This is a genomic window from Streptomyces toyocaensis, from assembly GCF_000725125.1.
Taxonomy (GTDB): domain Bacteria; phylum Actinomycetota; class Actinomycetes; order Streptomycetales; family Streptomycetaceae; genus Streptomyces; species Streptomyces toyocaensis.
In genome coordinates, this window is record NZ_JFCB01000058.1 from 1 (window position 1) to 15977 (window position 15977).

The following is a 15977-nucleotide window of genomic DNA, read 5'->3' on the forward strand; positions in this document are numbered from 1 at the left end:
GACCGTCCTCGCCGTCAGCCTGGCCGCCGGCGGCCAGCAGGGTTGCCTGCCGCGTTCCCTGGCCACCGTGCTGCTGTGCCGGCTGCGCGGCCAGTGGCCGACCTGGTGTGTCGGCGTCCGCACCCAGCCGCCGTTCGCCGCGCACGCCTGGGTGGAGGCGGACGGCGTCCTGGTCGGCGAAGACGCGCCCGCCGACTACTTCCAGCGGTTCATCACGGTGGACTGAGCGACAGCGCGTCGCCATGGCCTGTGATGATCTTCCTGCGTCCCACGATGCATACCGGCTCGCCGTGACCACGCCGCTCGTCCTGCCCGCCGGGTGCGGCGGGGCCGGAGCCAAGCACCCGGGGACCCGGGCAGGCAATCGACGGCTCGGCAAGCAGCCCAAGGACGTGGCCGACGGTTCGGGCGCCGGCCACCCGACTGGCTTCGCGGCATGATCGCAGGTCACGGCCCAGCCGGCGCAAGCGGCCGCCACGTCACACAGGGCCACCACTTCGGCTTCGCCGGCCGTCAGGCAACGTACCGGCGGTGCAGGCCGGCATCGGGCGGCAACCAGCCGGTGGGGTCCTGGTCCGCCTCGGGCCAGGTCCGGGCGGACGGTGACAGCCACAAGCCCCCGTGGAGGCGCGCCTTGTGGTGGTGCCAGACCAGCGGCATCCGGTCGTCACAGGTCTGGTCTGCAGGCAGTCACGGGGCACAGGGAGAACCTCCAGGGGCCGCCGTCCGGTGTCTGTGAGCAGGACGCACAGAGTTCGGCACCGCAACTGCTCCTCTGCGTGGATGCGTTGGCCGCGCGGGCCCGGCCCTGGCCGAGAAGGTGAGGACAGATGTCGAGTTGTCGGATCACCGGGTTCGGCAACCGCCTCGCCGATGTCGTCCTCGCCGGCTTCCACCCGGGGGGCGGTGGGCGGCGGGATCACGGACGAAGACGGCCGAGAGGTCGTCCGCGGCTCCGCAACGGCGGCCGTAATCGACCAGGGCGAAGAAGTGGCCGGCGAAGGACATGCGGTGGCCCCCAGCCGGCCGGCTCACCATCCAGCCTGGGTGCGGGACGGAACGCGTCCATCTCGGCGGTGACGTGACGGCGTCGTAGCGCAGCCGTGCGGAACCGTCCGCTCCCGGACGCTGTGCGAGAGCCCGCGAAGCAAGCTCGACGCCGCGCAGGATGCGGGCGAACCGGCCCGCGTCGGGCCGCTGCCGGATGGTCCAGGTGCGCCACAGGTCGCACAGCCATCGTCGCGTGATGCCGCGCAGACCGACGGTCCGGGGACAGCGAATGTCTGACGAGGTGCGGGAACGCCGGCCCAGCGCGCGCAGGTCCAGGACGTCGTGTGCTGGTGCGGTGCCGGTGTACCGCCTGCAGGCCGCCCCGACGGCGGCACGCACGCGGCCGAGCATCCACAGGACCGAAACGCTGCAAAGCTGGCACATCTGGTCGTCGGACATGCCGCTGACGGTCGTGACCGTACCCGCCAGGTCCCCACCATGCGGCGACCTCGCGGGGGTTCGAAGATACGCAGCCACGGGTCCACCTGCTGCAGGCCGTAGCGGACCTCCCCGCGCAGCGGCCCGGGCAACGACGGATGATCGAGGCGGCCTGGGAGGTCACCCGTCCCTCGTGACGCACACGAGGAACTGCTCCACCGGGCAGGACGGAGACGAGCCGGTGAGGTCTCACCGGTCTCGGGCGAGGGCGGCGTTCCGCGGGCCCTGACGGACCCGCCACACGCAAGACCTCTCCCCTTCACCGAGGAAAATGCACCCTAATGGCCCCCTTGCCGTCCTTCTGCTGAGCACATCACCACGGCCGCCGTTAACGTCCAGACGGAGGGCCCGTCATGAATGAACCCGGACGAGATGCGCCACCACCAGGATGAGCGTGACAAGGATTCCCGGTGATGCCGCGAAGCTTCCCGTGCGTTCTCGCCCACGACCCCCGGGAACCGCCCGGGTGCCCCTCCCCCGTCAACCCGCCGACCCCGCCACAGTCCGGCTGCGTCGACTTCGCACGAAGCCGGGCGGCACCGGCCCTGTCCATTCCCACACACACGGAGGCGACCATGGGCTTCACCGGCCGACCCTTCATATTCCTCGCCGTTGCGGTCCTCAGCTGTTCTGCCGGGACCATCCTCATCGACCCCGCGTCGGCCGGCGTAGTCCCCTCCGAGACAGCTCCGGCTGCGACACCCCGCCCTGACGACGGCTCCTCGGCGAGAAGCCGCACCATCCACGTCCAAGCTCGGCTGCACGTCGGCGAAGAGCTCGATCTCGGGGCGGCAGGCCGCAGTGTCGGCGACCAGTTCGTCTTCAGCGGAGACCTGACATCGTCCGAGGGAGCCGAAGAACGCGTCGTCGGGCGCATCAGCGGGTTCTGTGTCATCACCGACCTCGAACGCAACGCCGGACAGTGCGCGTCGACCGCGGTACTGCCGGAAGGCCAGATCACCGTTCAGGGCGAACAAACCGGAATTCCCGTACCGGCACCGGTCGTCAACGCGATCACCGGAGGCACCGGAGAGTTCGGTACAGCTCATGGCCAGCTGAGACAGCGGGTGTTGACGCCGGCAACCTGGCAACTCACGTACCAACTCTCCGACGTGCGGCCTCACCGGCCCGAGGACGGCCGCAGTCCGGCCAAGGAGCCGACGCCCGCGCCTCCGTCCCGCCCCGGCAAGTAGACGCGTGAACCAAAACCCGAAGGTCGCCACTGACGGACGCTGACCCACGGCCGAAACACTGACATCGCACGGCAGTCGTCACCGAATCGACGCGACACCCGTCACCCGCCAACCATCCGGGCCGGCGGGCAGCGTTCGGCAGGGGCGGAGCGATCGGATCCGAACCGACGCCCTCCCAGATGATGCCGCGGCACACCACCTCAGTGCTACGACCCCGCCCTGCTGATGATCAAAGACTCCATCCACAGCGACGGACAGGGAACAACAAAAGCCGAGGCCGCCACCAGCACTCCGCCCGTCTCCCTCCCCGACCCCCGCTCATCCTTCCGTGGCACCAAGCATGCGGATGTGACGACCACAGGGCTCCGGCTCAGCGCGCCGAGTCGTACCGACGCCTTATGGGGGACGCCTGCAGCTCGAACTGCAGGTGCTCGATGCCGGCGAAGCGGATCTCCTCCAGGCTCCCGGCGCGGCGCCCGCTGTCTGGGAAGTACACGTCCTTGAGCGCTTCGGCGGCGATCTGCAGGACTTGCCGGTCACCGGAGCCGGCCTGCTGGGCGTCGAAGAGGCGAGGGCGCGTACCGCGGGGACAGGGCGACGGTCAGGTGCCGGATGCGGGAATCCGTCCCTCGACCCGATCGGCGCCGTGCAGCCGAAGCGGGCACAGGCGTCGACAACCCGCGCGGCGGCCACCTCCTCAAGCGTCAGCACGCGCGCGGTACGCGCCGCTTGCGCTCCTGCGCCGACGGCAGCGGAACACCGGATGCCACCAGCACGTCGACCGCCTCGAACAACTCGGACATCACACACCACATGACCAACGCCCTACCTCCTCGCACCGTACAGAGAGCACGTCTTTGACATACCGATTGCGCACACATCGCCGAGAGCCGCACGGTCGGCCCCAGGAAACCGGCCGACTCGCTCGGGCGCGTGCTCAGCCCCCGCCGGTGAGCGCGGCTGTGCACGGCCTCGATGAGCGGGAGGACACGGGGTATCCGGGATGCGACGACGCTGTCCCACCCCCATCGAGGAGGTCTGCGCTGTGCTCTCACTCAAGCGCTTACTCGACCGCAGCCCGACCGCGCAAGCGATTGTTGTCTTCCTGCTGGGACTGGGCATCACGGCCCTGATCCGCAGGGACGAACACCCGGCTGTCTGGGTGTTCCAGAGCGCTCTCTACACCGGGGTCGCCGTCGCGGTCCTGGCCCTCCAGCGCCGCCGGACCGCCCGAGCCGTCGGCACCGACGCGGCCGGACTCGCCGATCTGAACCAAAAGATCCGCCACCATGAGGTGCCGCGCGACCCCGAGGAGCAGACGGCCATGCGACAGCTGGTCGCCGAGCAGCTCGGTCAGACGGAACGAGCGGGCAAATGGCTGCCGTACTGGCTCGGCGCCATGGGCCTCGCCGCGGTCGGCATGCTCGTCCTGGGAGCCGCCAGCGGATCCATGACGTTCCCCCTTCTCTTCGCCCTCGGCACACTCGCGCTGTGTTCCTGGATCCTGTGGATACGCCGCCGCTCCCTGGACCGCCTCCACCGGATACACCAGACCCTGCACCAGGAATGAGCAGCCAGGAAAAGCAAGGACAGCGGACAAGTCCCCACACTCCACAGCCTTCCGACTACCCGGACCCGGCACCCGGCCGGTGCGGTGAGCGAACAACGGCCCCTCATGCATCACCCGCCCCAGCAGGCACCGACCAATCACACTGACACAAGTGGTACAGCGACCGCCATCACCGAAACAGGCACGGCCGGCTGAAGCCGGAACAGAACCGGCAGGACAGCCAGCCCCGGCAGGCCGCGCACAAGTCCTCGCCAGGCACGACCCCAGGGACCCCGCCCCACCAACAACACCAGCCCAGCCCAGCGGCAACCGCCACGACTGCTCCGCCCGGCCGATGAGACCCACACCTGGCGCTCGTCGAGTGCGCGGACTGCGTGCCTGCGGAGGAACCCGAACGCCTGGAAGCGGTCCCTCAAACACAAGCGCTCCCGCGCGTCCGGAGCGCCGCACCCGATGTCCCGCACCGCACCGTGCACCCACCGACACGCTCCTTCACTCAGTGAGCTCCACCCGAAGGACTCCACCGAGTGGCCTGCCCTCGCCCCCGAGCACAGGCCGTAGAGCCGGCACCAGTCGGCCAATTTACATAAGCTGTAAATATAAAGTTGCTATGCTTCGAGCATGAGTCGTCAAGACGTCGATCCTGGCGCGTCCGCCGCCATCGGGTCAGCCCTCTACGGCCTGGCCACCAGAGCCGCGAGACGCCTGCCCCGGGACATGAGCCTGACGTCCGCCGCCACCCTGGCCACCCTGGACCGGACCGGCCCGCGGCGCATCACCGATCTTGCCGCGGTCGAGGGCGTCACCCAGCCCGCGATGACCGCCCTGGTCCGGGTGATGGAGGAGTCCGGCCTGGTCGAGCGGCGGGGCGACCCGTCCGACAAGCGGGTCACGCTGGTGGGCCTGACCGAGGCCGGAGCCTCCTATGTCCGGACGCGGCGCCAGGCGGGCGTCCACGCGTTCGAGCGGTTGATCGGCGAGCTCACCGGCGACGAGGTCGAGACGCTGGTGGCGGCCCTTCCGGCGCTGAAGCATCTGGCAGAACTCGAAAGCCAGGACCGCGAAGGGCTGAAGCAGAGACCGGGCAGCCGGTCGGCGGGGTCGCGGTGAAGGCGTTCCCGGTGGCGCGTTCCGAGACGCGGCTGCTGGTCCCCGCCCTGATGTTCATCGCCCTGGTCGTGGCGGCGGTCGCCAGTCTCGGGACGCCGCTCATCACCAGCGTGGCGACCTCGTTCCACGTCTCGCTCGGCAGCGCGCAGTGGACGCTGACCGTCGCGCTGCTCAGCGGCGCCGTCGCCACGCCGGTCCTGGGCCGGCTCGGAGCCGGCCCGCACCGGCGGACCACGATCCTCGCCACGCTGACGGTCGTCGTCGTCGGCAGCGCACTCACCGTGCTGCCGCTGCCGTTCGCGTGGCTGCTGGCCGGCAGGGCGGCCCAGGGCGTCGGGCTCGGACTGACGGCACTGATGATGGGCGTGGCCCGGGACCACCTCCCCGAGGAGCGCAGCGCAGCCGTGATCGCCCTGATCTCGGTGGTCTCGATCATCGGGGCCGGCGTCGGCTACCCACTGGCCGCACTGCTCGCCGAGCTCGGCGGGGTACGGGCCGCCTACGGCCTCGGCCTGGTCGTCACCGCCGCCGCCCTCCTGACCGCGTGGCGCTCCATGCCCGAGGCCCCCGAAGGCCGCTCCGCCCACGTGGACGTGGCAGGCGCGGTCGTCCTGGCCGCTGCGCTGCTCCTGGTGCTGTTCCTCGCCGGCGAACGGAATCTGTGGAGCCGGCACCTCGCCGTGGCGGCGGCCCTCGCCCTCGTCGCGGTGATGCTGCTCTGTGTCTGGGCCGTCCTCGAGCTGCGCAGCACGACACCCCTGGTCGATGTGCGGGCGATGCGGCACCCGGCGGTCGCCGGGGCGAACCTCGCCATGCTCGTCGGCGGGATCGGCACCTACCTCCTGCTCACGCTCATCACCCGGTACGCGCAGACGCCGCACGGCGCCGGCTACGGCTTCGGACTGACGACCTTCGTCGCCGGACTGGTCCTCATCCCGTTCTCCGTGCTGGGGTTCGCCGCCGGCAAGCTCACGCCGCGGGCCCGGACGCGGATCACCGACCCCCTGCTCCTGGCCGGCAGCGCCGTCATGGTCGGCGGCGGATTCGCCCTGTTCGCGGCGGCCCGGTCGGGCCTGGCCGAACTGTTCGCGGCGATGGGCGTGCTCGGCTTCGGCGCCGGCGGCTTCGCGGCCGCGATGCCCGGCGTCATCCTGGCCGTCACACCCAAAAGCGAGACGTCGAGTGCCATGAGCTTCAACTACGTCGTCCGCAGCGTCGGATACTCCCTGGGAAGCGCCATCGGCGGCCTGATCCTCGCCACGGGCACCGGCCCCGGCCACCTCGCCCCCGACGACGGCGCCTACACCACCGCAGCACTCATCGGCATCGGCATCATGGCGATCGCGACGCTGACAAGCCTCGCCCTCGCCCACCGACGCCCGTCCAGGACCAACCCGAACGTCGGACACACTCATCCCCACACGGGAAGTCCCATGCCCAAGGGCTACTGAATCAGCGTCTACCGCACCATCTCAGACCCCGAGAAACTGGCCGCCTACAACAAGCTGGCCGCCTCCAGCCGTCCAGGCCGACGACCCGGTCCTCGCCCATGGCGGTCGGGTCGTGGCGCACGACACCGGAATCGCCCAGCGCACCGTCCTGATCGAGTCCGACAGCCTCGAACAGACCGCCGCGGCGCGTGAAAACGCGGCCCACCAAAAGGCCCTGACCACCCTCTCCGACGGCGCCGAACGCGACCTCCGCATCACCGACGGCATCAACTGACCCAGATCCAGTCAGACTTTCAGACAAGCTCACCGAACCTCCGCCCACCCGAAGTAGCTCGAAGAGCAGCTGGCCAAGCAGCCGGCGGAGGCGCGGGCAGAGCGAGACGACCTTGCTGTCGCCGAACGGGTTCTTGAGCGGGTGAGCGAACAGATCGCTGATGCGCGTGTCTCGGCCTCGTCGGTGCCCACGCAGGTGGGTGGGCGGGCGTTCATGCTGATCCCGCACCGCACCTCCGATGTGCAGGAGAACGCGCTCCCGCCGGACGACCAGCGCATTCTCACCGCTGTGCGACAGGCCGCTGGACCGGTCACGGCTCGGCAGGTCGGCGAGATGCTGAGCGTGGGCGTCAACACCCGGCCCAAGCTGGAACCGCTACGCGGAAAGCTGATCCGACTGGTCGACCGGAGCCGGCTGCGGAAGCTACCCGATGGCCGATTCACCGCACGCCTGTCACCGGCGACTGCTGATCACGCACTTCACCCCATCCGAGAGATCGTTGCCAACGGATCGGGAGCCGCTCGGCTCTCCCGCTGAGACTCGCGACAGAAGTTGCCCATCACCGCGGCGACGGGTGCATAACGGACAAGGAGCGCCGCAACCGACGCGGCAACCCCCTTTGGGGGCACCCCAGGAAACAAGTATCGCCTTGCGGCGGAGATCGCCCGCGCAATCCGCCTTGCCGTGCTGGCTTATAGTCGCGCACCCGGGAGCCCGGCACAGCAGGACGCCCTTGCCACTCTCGCCTCAGCACTGAGCATCGTGTACGACGAGATCTTGCATATCGGCGACGTGAGCGTGTCCGTGCGCCGCCGTTCAAGCCGCAGAAGGAGACTTCGCAAGCACCATCTGAAGGTGGTTGCTGCCCTTCAGGAGAAGGAGGCGGCGATTGATGTTGATGTCCGTGCCGCACTGCCGGATCTAGCGGAGACGTTGACGAAAGTCGCCAACGCTCACAGTGAGGGCAGAATCGGGCAACTGTTGCCAGCCTCAGAGGTGGACCATGTTCCGCCGGTCGAGCACGTCAAGCGCGAGCACATCAGAATGGTCGCAGTTGCGGTGCTACTCGGTGGTTTCGGTGTCCTTGTAGCATTCCTCGACCTACCAGACACGGCAACTACGTCCTTGATCGGAGCCATCGGGATTACCGCCGCCTCGGTGGTCTACGGACTTAAGGCCCGGCAAGGGATGGATATTTTGGATTCGGTTCGCGGCATTCAACGGCCCTGATACTCCAGCCGTAGATCGTGGTCTTGCTGGTGCGGGACGTCGCGGAGATGGCCAGCGTTGATCATCTGGACGAGATCGCCCACACCATCGGCGGCGCCTGTCCCTTGCCCGCTTACTCCAGTCCACCGAGGCGGAGGGCATCCTTCATCTCGCTCAGCTTCGCGGCTGCCGTCGCGGTCCACTCCTGCGGCTGTCCAGCAACACGGAGGGTGTCCTCAATCTCTCTGAGCTTCACGGAGGACAGCACGCCTGCCCGCTCGACCAGGTCGTCCCGGGACACGATGGTCAGCCACGTGCAAGGGGTGAAGCCCGGACGCGGGAACGCGAACCGCAGCACGCCTTCAAAAGGCAGTCCTTCCATGGCGCCCACAGCCACTTCGATGCCCAGACCGCTGATGTCGACGCCCGCCGGAGCGACGACCTGCATCGCCCGGAGCCCGGACGCCTCGTCTCCCTGCAGCAGCACGACCGGCCGTCGCTCATCGAACTCGACCCACCAGACTTCGCCGTGCTGCATATGTCCTCCTGACACGATCTGCGGTGAGGGCGCTGTGAAAACCGGTGCGGCCACCGTTGATCATCGGTGCGTGAAGACTGAAGATCATGCGGTGGCCGCAGGTCACAGCGTAGACCGTGCCCGATGGCAGGAGTCATTCGAGGGGCCTGATGCAGCGGATCGCGGGCCGCTTCGCGCGGGTCGAACCCCGGCGCCGGGTGCAGGACTTGGTCCTTGGACTGCTCTCGGACCTGCCACGCAGGAACACGGCGACCTGAAGAAGGGCACGCACACGGTTGGCGTCCAACGCCAGTACACCGGCACCGCCAGCAGGATCGAGAACCCGGCGCGGATCCGGTCTTCGGCCCGGGCATACAACCGGTGACGGTGCTCGAGCTCGGCGATCGGCCGGTCGGGCATGTTGGTCGCGAAGCACGTGATCCGCATGCCGTCCCCTGGCTGACCGAGCCGAGCAGCAGGCCGGTGAATCCGCAGCGTCCCCCGGCACCGGCCACCAGCAGTCGGGCGCTGCGTCTAGCCTCGATCAGCGTTTCGGGCTCCGCCCCGGACGGCGCCACGTTGAACCCTCACCGCCGGGAGCTCTTCCTGACGGCCCCGTGATCGCCTCCGCCGGCACACTCCCCTCGTACGCCGCCGGCGCTCCCGCCACTGTGTCACCGACACGTAGTCACTGCCGTGTTGCGCGGCCGCGTTCGCTGCTGTCCCCGCTCCCCCGCGGCGGGCAGGCCGTAGCCTGCGGCGGCGGCTCGGGGCCAACACGGAAGGCGGGCGCCGATGTGCAGCGCGAAGAGGTCGAGGACGGCGGCCGGGATGTAGGCGCTGACGGTCATGGTGTGGCTCGCCGAGCCCGCCGGAAGCTACCGCAGAGCAAGGTCGTGGTACTGCCCGGAGCCACCCACCACTCGCTGCCCCTCACCGCGCCGCAGCAGTTGAACGAACACCTGACGGCATTCCTGGGCTGACACGGCTCCCATGGCACGCATCAGCGTCGTCCACCACTCAACTGACCTGGACGCCGTGGTGGTGGAATGGGGGAGCCCTGGCCACGGTCTCAATGTGTCGGTGTGCAAGTGCGCGTGCACCATGAGGAACCGCCGGCCAGGACGCCCCGGCGCCCGAATCGCCGGTCCTCCTCAACGTGCTGGGCAAGGTCGTGGCCTTCCTCCACCCGGCCGAACCGGAGCCCGCCGAGCGCGCCGCGCTCGAACCGGGCACCACTGTGAGACGCGGCCAGGGCTACACCCTGCGGGTCAGCACCAAGCCGGAGGTCCACCGCCAGTTCCTCAACCGTTGCCAGCCGCTCGACAACGCCACGGCGATCCCGGCCCAGCGCGAGGCCGGCCGCGGGTTCGTGGTCAACCCGCCGAACCGGGCTCGGGGTGTGACCGACATATCGCCTGATCTGCCAGCGGCAGAACACCGGCCTGACCGGGCTCGACGATCACTACAGTCCAGTCTCATGACGAAGATGACGACGCGTACGGTCGAGTACCCGGCCGACGGTTTGACGATGATCGGGTACCTTGCGCTCCCGGCCGGTGTCGACCGTCGGCCCGCGGTGCTGCTCGGCCCCGAGGGCATGGGGCTCAGCGACGTCGAGCGCCGCCGGGCCGATGCTCTCGCCGAGCTGGGATATGTAGCGCTGGCCTTCGACCTTCATGGCGGGCGCTATTTGGGTGACCCCGAGGAGATGCTGGCCCGTTGCATGCCACTGCTCGCCGACCCCGACCGGATGCGAGGCATCGGCCACGCGGCGCTCGACGTGTTGCGTACCGAGCCCCGGACCGACCCGGACCGAATCGCCGCCGTCGGCTACGGAACCGGGGGCGCAATCGCGCTGGAACTCGGGCGCGACGGCGCCAACCTGCGCGCGATCGGCACAGTCAACGCAACAACCACGGGCCGACCGGGCGAAGCGGCGCGCATTCGCTGCCCGGTGTGGGCCGGGGTCGGGTCGGAAGACCCGATCATGCCGCCCGCGCAACGGAACGCGTTCACCGCTGAGATGCAGGCCGCGGGCGTCGACTGGCGCCTTGCGGTCTACGGAGGAGCCTTGCACGCCTTCCACCACCCGCCGGTCGACCACCCCGTGGTCCCCGGCGTCGGCTACCACCCACAGCACGCGCAGCGAGCCTGGCGCGACGTCGTCGACCTGCTCACCGAGTGCCTGCCCCTGGCGGAAAATCTGGGGGCATGACCCAGGCAAAAACCCGCCGCAGTTCGAACCAGTGCTGGAGAAGGTCCGCGTGCCCCGCATCGGGCAGGGCCGGCCACGCGTTCGTCCCGATCGGATTCGGGCTGACAAGGCGTACGCCTCCCGCAGCAACCGCGCATATCTGCGCCGACGTGGGATCCGCTGCACCATCCCGGGCAAGGCCGACCAGGCGCGCACCCGTCAGAAGCCGGCTCTCGCGGCAGCCGGCCGCCGCGCTTTGACCCGGTTGACTACCGCGAGCGCCATGCGGTCGAGTGCGGGATCAACCGACTCAAGAGAAACCGCTGTCGCCACGAGATACGACAAGCTCGCAGTCCGCTACGAGGCGACCGTCCTCGTCTCGGCCATCAACGAGTGGCTGTGACCACACACGCCCACGGCCTTTTCGTCAACCCGTTGCCCAGGAGCCGATCGGCCAGCTAGATTCACCCAGCCGCCTGCATCGGTGCAGGCCGGCGCCGTCGACGAGGAGGTGTGGAGCACATGCGCAGGAGTGCCCAGGAGTTGAGCTCGCGTACTGACCTTTGCCACCTCCACACGACGGAGACACCTTGTCCCTTCGCATCACTCCACTGACCGACCCCGCTCACGGGCCGCACGGCCGACGTCTTGCCTGGCTGGCATCGGACGCGGATTCCGTTCCTGCCGGGACGGCCTTTCTGCGCCTGTTCGATGGCGGACAAGAGCACCTGGCGGAGCTCGACCTCCGTGTTCATCCCGCGGAGCGCCGCAAGGGCGTCGGCTCCCGGCTCCTCGACAGCGCCGTGGCCACCGCCCGAGACAACGCCCGACGCTGCGTCGTCGCGCAGGCAGAAGCCGGATCGCCCGGCGACCACTTCCTGGCAGCGCGCGGTTTCCGGAAGATCCTTGCCCTGAGGTACACCCGCTTGCCGCTGGCCGGCGTGGACACCGCCGCCCTCACCAAGATCATCGAGCGTCCGCATTCCGGCTACCGGCTGATGTCATGGCAGGGAACCGTCCCCGACGACCTCGCCCAGACGTTCGCCGCCTCACGCCGCGCCATGGACGACATGCCCATGGATGACACCGACTACGCCATCGTGACCTGGGACGTGGACCGTGTGCGGGCCGCGGCGAAGGCCGTCGAACAGCGCGGCGACCACCTGCACACCGTCGTCGCCGTCGACACCTCCAACGGCTCGATCGCCGGGTTCACCGAACTCGTCATCCCCGGCAGCGGCGCAGGTGACGGCCAGCACTACGGCACTGGTGTGCTGCCCGAGCACCGTGGACACGGCCTCGGCCGGTGGATGAAAGCCGAGTCGATCCGACAGGCCCGCAGGGACTTTCCGGACCTCGGTGGCCTCCTGACCGACACCGCCGACAGCAACACGCACATGAGACAGATCAACGACGGTCTCGGCTACACACCCACGCACACGACACACCAGTATCAGCTCGACCTCTAGCAGAGAGCGGACGGGCCGGGCCGGGGCATCACCCAGCCCGGCCGGTCCGCGCTTTCGATACACGGCTCAGACGCACTTCAGGGCGGCCTGCTCGTTGGGGAAGCGGCCGCGGGCCTTGACCGCCCGCCGGATGCGGGCGTTCACGGACTCGATCGCGTTGGTGGTGCAGACGATCCGGCGAATCTCGGTGTCGAACCGCAGGAACGGGGTGAACTCCTCCCCAGCGTTCTCCCACAGCTCACGATCGCCGGATACTTCCGTCCCCATGCGCCGGCGAACTCGGCGAACCGCTCCAGGGCGGCTTCCTCGGTCGGCGCCGTGTAGACGGGCTCGAGGAGGCGGGCGATCTTGTCCCAGTCCTGGCGGGCGGCATAGCGGAAGGAGTTCGGCAGGAGGTGGACCACGCAGGTCTGCACGATGGCGCGGGGCCAGACCGTCTCCACAGCCTCGGGCAGGCCCTTGAGCCCGTCGCAGACCAGCATGAGGACGTCGTTCACGCCGCGGTTCTTGATCTCGGTGAGGATGTGCAGCCAGTGCTTGGCGCCCTCGCCGCCGTCGCCGGCCCACAGCCCTAGGAACTCCCGCCGGCCCTCGATGGTGACGGGCAGGGCGACATAGACGGGCCGGTTGGCGACCGCACCGTCGCGGATCTTCACGTGGATGGCGTCGATGAAGACGACCGGACAGACCGGGTCGAGGGGCCGGCTCTGCCATTCGGCCATGCCCTCGAGGACCTTGTCAGTGATGGTGGAGATGGTCTGGCGGGAGACGTCGGCCCCTAGACCTCGGCCAGGTGGGCCTGGACCTCGCCCGGTGGTCAGGCCCTTGGCGGGCAGCGAGATGACCATCTCGTCGACGTCGGTCAGGCGCTTCCGCCGCTTCTTGACGATCTTCGGTTCGAAGGAGCCGTCGCGGTCGCGGGGAACGGTTGTCTCCACCGGGCCGACGTCGGTCAGCACGGTCTTGGAGCGTTTGCCGTTGCGGGAGTTGCCGCCGTTCTTGCCCGCCGGATCGTGCTTGTCGTAGCCGAGGTGGTCGGTGATCTCGCCTTCCAGGGCGGACTCCAGCAGCCGCTTGGTCAGCTGTTGGAGCAGTCCGCCCTCGCCGGTCAGCTGCAGGCCCTCGGCCTGGGCCCGGCCCACCAGCTCGGGCCTGCCTAGCGCTCGGTCCGCAGTCGCTCGCGCACCCTCCGGCCGGTCATGGTGGCGCGCAAGGACCACGGGCAGCCGGACACCCTCCAGCAGCAGCGGCAGCTGCAGGTCCCGGACGGGGCCTAGCGTCCGCCTGGCCACCGCGTCGGCCCACTCATGATCGGGGACCATGCGGATCTCCAGCGTGCAGAGCCGGCACAGCCCGTCGCGATTGACCTTGCCCTCGTGCCGGCACCGACGGCAGCGGCCTCTGTAACCGCCGCGGGGCGTCCAGTTACGGCAGGTCTGGCAGCTGCCAGCCGCCCAGCCCAGGAAGATCACCATCCAAGGATCGGCAGACCTGCATCGACGTGCTGTGCTCCTACCTCCGCCTGCCCTATAACGTCGAGGCCGACCTGTCGGCGGGCGACGCGTGAGCCCGGCACGCCTACCTGCCCTGTGGGGGCGCGCAGGCGCTCACACCCGGCACGACGCCTCAGCACCCGTCGACCGTTCCAGGTCGAGGCCGTCATGGATGGTGACACTCCCCTCGTTTGCGGCTGGTGACAGCGTTCTTACTGGCACCTTCGGTCCGGTTCCAGGGTCAGCTCAGGAGGCTGAGCAGGAAGGACAGGGCAGCGGTGGCTGCGGCACCCCCGAGGAACTTCCCTGCCCCGGTGGCGGCCCCGACGAGGAGGGCAGCGGTGAGGTTGAGCAGACGGCGGGCACGGCGGCTGTCGCGCATGTGCTCTCTCTGTGGTGTGGCCCGGTCGGTGCGGGCTCCATCACGACCATGCCGACGACGCTGCTGCTGAGCAACAGCGGCCTGCACTGTTCGTCCGCCGCAAGGCAGAGCATGGATGAGGCCCGCGGCCGGGAGCGGCAGCGGGCCTCTGTGGTACGTGCTTACGAAGAGCTAATTGTCACTCCGCGGTAGCTTCAGGAGTGCAGGGCCCACACGGAGGCTTCGGGTGTTAGCAGTACCGTTCCGTGTAGTACCGGTAGACGTGATCCGCCATGTTCCGTTCCGGGGACACGTCGGAGTCGTTGCTGTACGAGCTCACACAGAACAGGTACATGTCATTCGCGTGACCGCCGGTGGTGTGGTTCTCGAAGTCGACGGCAGTGCTGGTGTTGTTGTGTACGGAGTCCGTGCGGTCGTGCCAGCCGTAGGTGGCCAGGTCCTGCCAGTCCGTGTCGCTGAGTCTGCCCCGGGGGTACCCGAAGCCGGTGTACTCGTAGAAACAGAACCAGCCACTCGGACAGTCGGGTACGCCAAGCGCCTGCACCTCACCGGGTTTGGCGTAGGTCGCGACGAACTTGCCGTGGTCGTAGGTGATTTCGTTGGCGGCCGTTTGCTTCCCACCAGGGTACAGCTTCAGATGCAGATCGATTTGCTCTTGGAGCTCGTTCGCCGATCGTGCCTGCCGCTCCAGCAGCGCCGGAGCACCGTTGTTGCGGTTCTCGGGACCGGCCACCGCCGGAGTCGAAGCGAACGACACCAATGCAAGCAGTCCGACCGCGAGAGCCGTCATACATCGCCGCACAACGCTTCTTCCCATGTGTCCTCCTATCACCTGCCACTTTGGCATGAATCGATCAACATCATGCCCACCCGGCACATGCGCCAATCGCCTGGGCCGTCGCTGCTGTCGCACAGGTGCTGGTGAATGCCTTCACCGATCCCTGCTGGCCCCTCTGTGCCATGGGCGGCAGAAGAGGGCTCAGACGTCGTTTCAGTTGGTGATTCGGCGGTAGTTGATGAGGGCTGCGGCGATGCCGACGAAGGCTAGGAAGTGCTCGGCCGTTCGCTCGTAGCGGCGGTGCAGCCTTCGGCATCCGGCCAGCCAGGAGACCGTTCTCTCGACGACCCACCGGTGTCGGCCGAGCCGCATGGAGGCTCGATACCCTTGCGGGCGATGCGGTGGCGGATGCGACGCTCGCGCAGCCATCTCCGCAGGTGATCGTAGTCGTGAGCGTTATCCGGGAACCATGGGCTACGAGGGTTACCGAACATCCAGACGTCCAAATGGGGGCAGCCGTGCGAGTCGGCTGCCCCAAGGGACGTCATGCCTGAGGTTCGTAGTGGAAAGGATTGGACTGCGGTTCTTCGACAGAGGGACCGGAGCCATCGATGTTGTCGCGGCCCACCCGTGCGGGCTCAACGGGCTTGAAGAGGGCTTTCATCACTTCCCTCCATCGCGGGTTGCTGTTTCCCGTGGTCCACATCACCAACGCCACCAACACGGCAAGCAGGACGCCAACTGTGCTGGCGAGACTCAGTGTCACCGCGCCGGCGGGCGAATTGATGCCTGCGGCCGGGATGACTTCCCGCAGGCCGACTGCCCTGCCCCAGGAAATCCACGCCA

14 protein-coding genes and 6 pseudogenes are annotated in these 15977 nt (G+C 68.7%); 13 read left to right on the forward strand and 7 right to left on the reverse strand.

The window, feature by feature from the left end; translation table 11 throughout:
• Both BU52_RS32150 and BU52_RS32155 read left to right on the forward strand, forming a co-directional pair.
• Nucleotides 1-226: lasso peptide biosynthesis B2 protein (locus tag BU52_RS32150; protein WP_037941282.1), on the forward strand; the 226-nt coding region annotated here is incomplete at its 5' end.
• 1837 nt (nucleotides 227-2063) lie between these two features.
• On the forward strand, nucleotides 2064-2681 hold the full coding sequence (locus BU52_RS32155; RefSeq protein ID WP_037941284.1) for an allene oxide cyclase barrel-like domain-containing protein: 618 nt from the start codon (nucleotides 2064-2066) through the stop codon (nucleotides 2679-2681).
• Between the two features lie 370 nt (nucleotides 2682-3051).
• Here BU52_RS32155 and tpg read toward each other — a convergent pair.
• Nucleotides 3052-3359, reverse strand: a pseudogene (gene tpg, locus BU52_RS34450) (telomere-protecting terminal protein Tpg); the annotation flags it as partial.
• A 367-nt stretch (nucleotides 3360-3726) separates the two neighbouring features.
• Here tpg and BU52_RS32165 point away from each other — a divergent pair.
• The 6 genes and pseudogenes from BU52_RS32165 to BU52_RS32185 all read left to right on the forward strand — a co-directional run bounded on the left by BU52_RS32165 (nucleotide 3727) and on the right by BU52_RS32185 (nucleotide 8316).
• Nucleotides 3727-4251: a hypothetical protein gene (locus tag BU52_RS32165; RefSeq protein ID WP_037941286.1), complete on the forward strand. Its 525-nt coding sequence runs from the start codon at nucleotides 3727-3729 to the stop codon at nucleotides 4249-4251.
• Between the two features lie 717 nt (nucleotides 4252-4968).
• Nucleotides 4969-5361, forward strand: coding sequence for a MarR family winged helix-turn-helix transcriptional regulator (locus BU52_RS32170; RefSeq protein ID WP_037941288.1), 393 nt, complete (start codon nucleotides 4969-4971; stop codon nucleotides 5359-5361).
• Between the two features lie 50 nt (nucleotides 5362-5411).
• Nucleotides 5412-6812, forward strand: a complete 1401-nt coding sequence (locus BU52_RS32175; protein ID WP_327151533.1) for an MFS transporter — start codon at nucleotides 5412-5414, stop codon at nucleotides 6810-6812.
• Nucleotides 6813-7086: pseudogene (locus BU52_RS32180) on the forward strand (DUF1330 domain-containing protein). It abuts the gene before it with no gap.
• A gap of 141 nt (nucleotides 7087-7227) precedes the next feature.
• Nucleotides 7228-7623, forward strand: a complete 396-nt coding sequence (locus BU52_RS34455; RefSeq protein WP_235216480.1) for a hypothetical protein — start codon at nucleotides 7228-7230, stop codon at nucleotides 7621-7623.
• A 225-nt stretch (nucleotides 7624-7848) separates the two neighbouring features.
• The gene (locus tag BU52_RS32185) at nucleotides 7849-8316 is read left to right on the forward strand and encodes a hypothetical protein (protein WP_037941292.1); all 468 of its coding nucleotides are present in this window, start codon (nucleotides 7849-7851) and stop codon (nucleotides 8314-8316) included.
• Nucleotides 8317-8428: 112 nt separating this feature from the next.
• Here BU52_RS32185 and BU52_RS32190 read toward each other — a convergent pair whose 3' ends face one another.
• Nucleotides 8429-8833 carry an mRNA interferase PemK gene (locus BU52_RS32190; RefSeq protein ID WP_037941295.1) on the reverse strand — a complete coding sequence of 135 codons (405 nt, stop codon included), beginning with the start codon at nucleotides 8831-8833 and terminating at the stop codon, nucleotides 8429-8431.
• A 91-nt stretch (nucleotides 8834-8924) separates the two neighbouring features.
• On the opposite strand from BU52_RS32190, the pseudogene BU52_RS37300 reads away from it, so the two are divergent.
• The 5 genes and pseudogenes from BU52_RS37300 to BU52_RS32200 all read left to right on the forward strand — a co-directional run.
• A pseudogene (locus BU52_RS37300) lies at nucleotides 8925-9078 on the forward strand (IS701 family transposase); the annotation flags it as partial.
• A gap of 588 nt (nucleotides 9079-9666) precedes the next feature.
• Complete coding sequence (locus BU52_RS36915; protein ID WP_268747636.1) at nucleotides 9667-9795, forward strand: alpha/beta fold hydrolase; 129 nt, start codon at nucleotides 9667-9669, stop codon at nucleotides 9793-9795.
• Nucleotides 9796-10292: 497 nt separating this feature from the next.
• Entirely contained in the window at nucleotides 10293-11030 is a 738-nt protein-coding gene (locus BU52_RS32195) for a dienelactone hydrolase family protein (RefSeq protein WP_037941303.1), read from the forward strand.
• Between the two features lie 16 nt (nucleotides 11031-11046).
• Nucleotides 11047-11412, forward strand: a pseudogene (locus tag BU52_RS37305) (transposase); the annotation flags it as partial.
• 187 nt (nucleotides 11413-11599) lie between these two features.
• The gene (locus tag BU52_RS32200; RefSeq protein ID WP_037941298.1) at nucleotides 11600-12478 is read left to right on the forward strand and encodes a GNAT family N-acetyltransferase; all 879 of its coding nucleotides are present in this window, start codon (nucleotides 11600-11602) and stop codon (nucleotides 12476-12478) included.
• Nucleotides 12479-12547: 69 nt separating this feature from the next.
• Here the strand turns inward: BU52_RS32200 and BU52_RS32205 are convergent.
• The 5 genes and pseudogenes from BU52_RS32205 to BU52_RS35465 all read right to left on the reverse strand — a co-directional run.
• Nucleotides 12548-13623, reverse strand: a pseudogene (locus BU52_RS32205) (IS256 family transposase); the annotation flags it as partial.
• A gap of 589 nt (nucleotides 13624-14212) precedes the next feature.
• Complete coding sequence (locus BU52_RS35460; RefSeq protein ID WP_157847944.1) at nucleotides 14213-14353, reverse strand: hypothetical protein; 141 nt, start codon at nucleotides 14351-14353, stop codon at nucleotides 14213-14215.
• A 229-nt stretch (nucleotides 14354-14582) separates the two neighbouring features.
• The gene (locus BU52_RS32210; protein ID WP_157847945.1) at nucleotides 14583-15170 is read right to left on the reverse strand and encodes a peptidase inhibitor family I36 protein; all 588 of its coding nucleotides are present in this window, start codon (nucleotides 15168-15170) and stop codon (nucleotides 14583-14585) included.
• A 174-nt stretch (nucleotides 15171-15344) separates the two neighbouring features.
• A pseudogene (locus BU52_RS32215) lies at nucleotides 15345-15592 on the reverse strand (transposase); the annotation flags it as partial.
• Between the two features lie 83 nt (nucleotides 15593-15675).
• Nucleotides 15676-15977, reverse strand: a 302-nt coding sequence (locus BU52_RS35465; protein ID WP_157847946.1) for a hypothetical protein, incomplete at its 5' end; no start/stop codon positions are given.

Excerpts from the sequence above, each read along its gene's own strand:
- BU52_RS32155 (WP_037941284.1), top strand. The coding sequence starts at position 2,064 with ATGGGCTTCACCGGCCGACCCTTCATATTCCTCGCCGTTGCGGTCCTC.
- BU52_RS32170 (WP_037941288.1), top strand. The coding sequence starts at position 4,969 with ATGAGCCTGACGTCCGCCGCCACCCTGGCCACCCTGGACCGGACCGGC.
- BU52_RS32175 (WP_327151533.1), top strand. The coding sequence starts at position 5,412 with ATGTTCATCGCCCTGGTCGTGGCGGCGGTCGCCAGTCTCGGGACGCCG.
- BU52_RS32190 (WP_037941295.1), bottom strand. The coding sequence starts at position 8,833 with ATGCAGCACGGCGAAGTCTGGTGGGTCGAGTTCGATGAGCGACGGCCG.
- BU52_RS32195 (WP_037941303.1), top strand. The coding sequence starts at position 10,293 with ATGACGAAGATGACGACGCGTACGGTCGAGTACCCGGCCGACGGTTTG.
- BU52_RS35460 (WP_157847944.1), bottom strand. The coding sequence starts at position 14,353 with ATGCGCGACAGCCGCCGTGCCCGCCGTCTGCTCAACCTCACCGCTGCC.
- BU52_RS32210 (WP_157847945.1), bottom strand. The coding sequence starts at position 15,170 with ATGGGAAGAAGCGTTGTGCGGCGATGTATGACGGCTCTCGCGGTCGGA.